Below are 4,317 nucleotides of genomic sequence, written 5' to 3' on the forward strand. Positions count from 1 at the left end.
CTCTCGGCGTCCGAATAAAATACAAAAACCCCCACAGAGCCGCTACTCTGTGAGGGTTGATGACTGTAAGTATGAGTGGGAGGCGGCGAATCGAATTTCCCAGAGGCTCGCGCACTCCAGTACTGACCGAAACGCAGACAGGCTTAACTTCCGTGTTCGGGATGGGTACGGGTGTCGCCCTATCGCTCTGGCCGCCTTAACGTCAACGCACGGAATCGAACCGTGCCCAGTGGATACCAATCGTTGATGAACCGATCAATATGTACGTGCAATCCAGTATACGCCTGGACTCACACTCCATGAGTGTGAAACCAAATGCGGTATGATTGTGTGGCGTCGATCTGTTAGTACTCGCGGACTGAACGCCTCGTTGCCTCGGCGCGTACATCCCGAGCCTATCGAACTCGTCTTCTACGAGTGATCTCAGGTGATACTTCTTTTCCAAGTGGGTTTCGAGCTTAGATGCGTTCAGCTCTTACCCCGTGGTGCGTAGCTGCCCGGCACGCGCCCTTTCGGACGACCGGTACACCAGTGGCACCCATTCGTAGTTCCTCTCGTACTATACGAACGTTCTCGTCAAGTATCGTAACACCCCCAATAGATAGCAGCCGACCTGTCTCACGACGGTCTAAACCCAGCTCACGACCTCCTTTAATAGGCGAACAACCTCACCCTTGCCCGCTTCTGCACGGGCAGGATGGAGGGAACCGACATCGAGGTAGCAAGCCACCGGGTCGATATGTGCTCTTGCCGGTGACGACTCTGTTATCCCTAAGGTAGCTTTTCTGTCATCAATGGGCCGCAACAAGCAGCCTCATTGGTTCGCTAGACCACGCTTTCGCGTCAGCGTCCCTCGTTGTGTAGGACACTGTCAGACTTCCTTTTGCTCTTGCGCTCTTCCTCGGGTCTCCGACCCGAGTGAGGAAATCTTGGGGCGCGCTCGATATCTTTTCGAGCGCGTACCGCCCCAGTCAAACTGCCTGGCTACCGGTGTCCTCCGCCAGGAGTGAGGGTCGCAGTCACTACCGGGTAGTATTTCACTGATGCCTCGGTGATCCGCTAGCGCGGATACCTGTGTAACGGCTCCTACCTATTCTGCACAGTAGCGACCACGTCCCAGCGACAGCCTGCAGTAAAGCTCTATAGGGTCTTCGCTTCCCCTTGGGGGTCTCCAGACTCCGCACTGGAATGTACAGTTCACCGGGCCCAACGTTGGGACAGTGACGCTCTCATTGATCCATTCATGCAAGCCGCTACTGAAGCGGCAAGGTACTACGCTACCTTAAGAGGGTCATAGTTACCCCCGCCGTTAACGGGTCCTTCGTCCTATTGTACTAGGTGTTCAGATACCCGCACTGGGCAGGATTCAGTGACCGTACGAGTCCTTGCGGATTTGCGGTCACCTATGTTGTTACTAGACAGTTGGAGCGTCCGAGTCACTGCGGCCTGCTCTTATACAGAGCAGGCATCCCTTATCGCGAACTTACGGGACTAACTTGCCGAATTCCCTAACGTCGGTTGCTCCCGACAGACCTTGGCTTTCACCGCCAGAGTACCTGTGTCGGATCTCGGTACGATTAACACACTCGTCTTTTCACGGGCTCCGGGTACCACCAACTTTCGCTCTCCCGCCGTTCATCCGCTTCCTGCCATTACGGCTTCCACGGATTTTGACGGTTTGACCGGGCGAAAACCCGGCTTGATGTTTCCTGAAGCGTCGACTTTGAATGTGTGTTAGCACTGGAATATTAACCAGTTTCCCTATCGTCCTATTCGAATTACGGTAGGACTTAGGATCGGCTAACCCTCAGCTGATTAGCATTGCTGAGGAACCCTTACTCATAAGGTCGTCGGGGGTCTAACCCGACTAACGCTGCTACTATGGCCAGGATTTTCGATACTGAACGGTCCACACGAACTCTCGCCCGTGCTTCCACCCATCCAGAATGCCAACCTACTAGATCGCTCGATCAAGAGCGCTGCTAGGTCTCGGTGGCGAGCTTGAGCCCCGATCATTTTCGGCGCCGCAAACCTCGGCCGGTAAGCTGTTACGCTGTTCTTAGAGGGTAGCTGCTTCTAAGCTCACCTCCCGGCTGTTTAGGGCTTGCGACCACCTTCAATCGCACTTAGCTCGCACTTTGGGACCTTAACCCAGCTCTGGGTTGTCTCCCTCACGGTACACAGGCTTACCCCGCGCACCGGATTCCTCACGTCAACGGCGTCCGTAGGTTTGGAGTTTGACAGGGAGGCCGACTCCTCTCGGAGGCGGTTCTCCCAATCGGTCGCTCTACCCCACGAACTACCTTAGTGAAGGTCATGCTTCGACATGTTTCGGTTGGAACCAGCTGTTGCCGGATTCGATGGGCCTTTCACCCCTACACATAAGTCACGAGAGGGTATTGTAGGACACCAACTCTAACAGACCTCCACGTGGCTTTCGCCACGCTTCGTCTTGCTCATGCGTAGATCATCCGGTTTCGGGTCGTATCCAGTTGACTCCCCGCCCTTGAAGACGGTGGCCCTCGCGCAAAGCGCTGCGGCCGTATTGGTTTCCCTGTGCCTGCCCCGATACACGGGTTAGGCTCGCCAATTAGATACACTCCCTGGCTCGTTTTTCAAAACGTACGACAGAACATCGGCTCCCACCGATTCCTACTGCGGGCTTGCGCCCGGGTCGTTTTTCGGTGGGCCTTGTATGCCCTGTCGCTCCATCGCCACCTGAGTTCAGGCCCTATTGCACCTCCCTTTTCGGGGTGCTTTTCAGCGTTCGTTCACACTACTTGTTCGCTATCGGTCTCGAGTCGTATTGAGTCTTCGCGGTCGTTGCCCGCGATATTCACAAGGGATTTCCGACCCCTGCTACTCGGGAGCTGACGCACATCGTACTGGTTCTCATTACGGGATTGTCACCCTGTTTCACGCTCCGTTCCAGGAGACTTCATGAGACGGTTCCGATGATGAATGTCAGTCCGGACACCACATTGCCCGTGAGGGCTTCGGTTTGGACTGTGTCGTGTTCACTCGCCGTTACTAGCGACATCGCGTTTGCTTTTTGTTCCTGCCGATACTGAGATGTTTCAATTCTCGGCGTTCCCCATTGCGCGAAGCAATTGCGGTGGGGATTCCCATTTGGAGATCCTGAGTTCTTAGCCTCCGTGCGGCTTCCTCAGGCTTTTCGCAGCTTGGCACGTCCGTCGTCGGCGCTCGAGCCGAGCCATTCACCAGGTGGCACAGTAGCCACGTTGGAATAACTTGGATTCACTGTAAACTCACGATGTGTGAGTCCAGTGGACGTCTGGATTGCACGTACATACGGTTGTCATTACACGACACGGTGGTCGCCGAGTGCGTGTGTCGAACCCTTCCCAATCGCGTTTTCACGGATTGGTGCATCGGTTTGTTGGGAATAGTTCGTTTCGTCGCCCACTACTTAAGGGGCACGATTCGAACCGTCCCACGCTATGGACCCACAGGGATTCGAACCCTGGGCATCCTCCTTGCAAAGGAGGCACTCTACCACTGAGCTATGGGCCCGCCTCGCCACGAGGCGAGGGCTGTGTTAACCCTGGCAGTTCAAAGGTGCCCGACCAGTTGCGTGGTCGAGGTCGTCGAGGATAATCCCAAAGTGAGTCAGGCACGTCGGCCTGATCTCGTTCGTTAGGAGGTGATCCAGCCGCAGATTCCCCTACGGCTACCTTGTTACGACTTAAGCCCCCTTGCGAAGCCCAGATTCGACCATCGCTTGATGGCCTCATCCGGACCTCACTCGGGTGCTTTGACGGGCGGTGTGTGCAAGGAGCAGGGACGTATTCACCGCGCTCTGCTGAAGCGCGATTACTACCGAATCCAGCTTCATGAGGACGAGTTTCAGTCCTCAATCCGAACTACGATCGAGTTTCGGAGATTAGCGCCCCCTCTCGGGGTTGCAACCCATTGTCTCGACCATTGTAGCCCGCGTGTAGCCCAGCACATTCGGGGCATGCTGACCTACCGTTGCCCGTTCCTTCCTCCGCTTTGGCAGCGGCAGTCCTCCTAATGTACCCAGCCACCACAAGGGTGCTGCTGGCAATTAAGAGTGCGGGTCTCGCTCGTTGCCTGACTTAACAGGACGCCTCACGGTACGAGCTGACGGCGGCCATGCACCTCCTCTCAAAAGCTCTAGTAAGCTCATCACACTGACTGTCACAGCTATTGTCGATGCTGGTGAGATGTCCGGCGTTGAGTCCAATTAAACCGCAGGCTCCTCCGGTTGTAGTGCTCCCCCGCCAATTCCTTTAAGTTTCATCCTTGCGGACGTACTTCCCAGGCGGCTCGCTT

The 4,317-nt window shown here is 55.7% G+C and carries 1 tRNA gene and 3 rRNA genes; all 4 read right to left on the reverse strand.

The window, feature by feature from the left end:
* Nucleotides 1–77: 77 nt before the first annotated feature.
* Nucleotides 78–199 (reverse strand): 5S ribosomal RNA (rrf, locus tag LJF34_RS28710).
* A 126-nt stretch (nucleotides 200–325) separates the two neighbouring features.
* A 23S ribosomal RNA gene (locus tag LJF34_RS28715) occupies nucleotides 326–3,246 on the reverse strand.
* A 216-nt stretch (nucleotides 3,247–3,462) separates the two neighbouring features.
* A tRNA-Ala gene (locus LJF34_RS28720) sits at nucleotides 3,463–3,534 on the reverse strand.
* 125 nt (nucleotides 3,535–3,659) lie between these two features.
* Nucleotides 3,660–4,317, reverse strand: a 16S ribosomal RNA gene (locus LJF34_RS28725); the annotation flags it as partial.

The organism is Haladaptatus sp. DYF46 (assembly GCF_021083305.1).
Classification (GTDB): Archaea; Halobacteriota; Halobacteria; order Halobacteriales; family Haladaptataceae; genus Haladaptatus.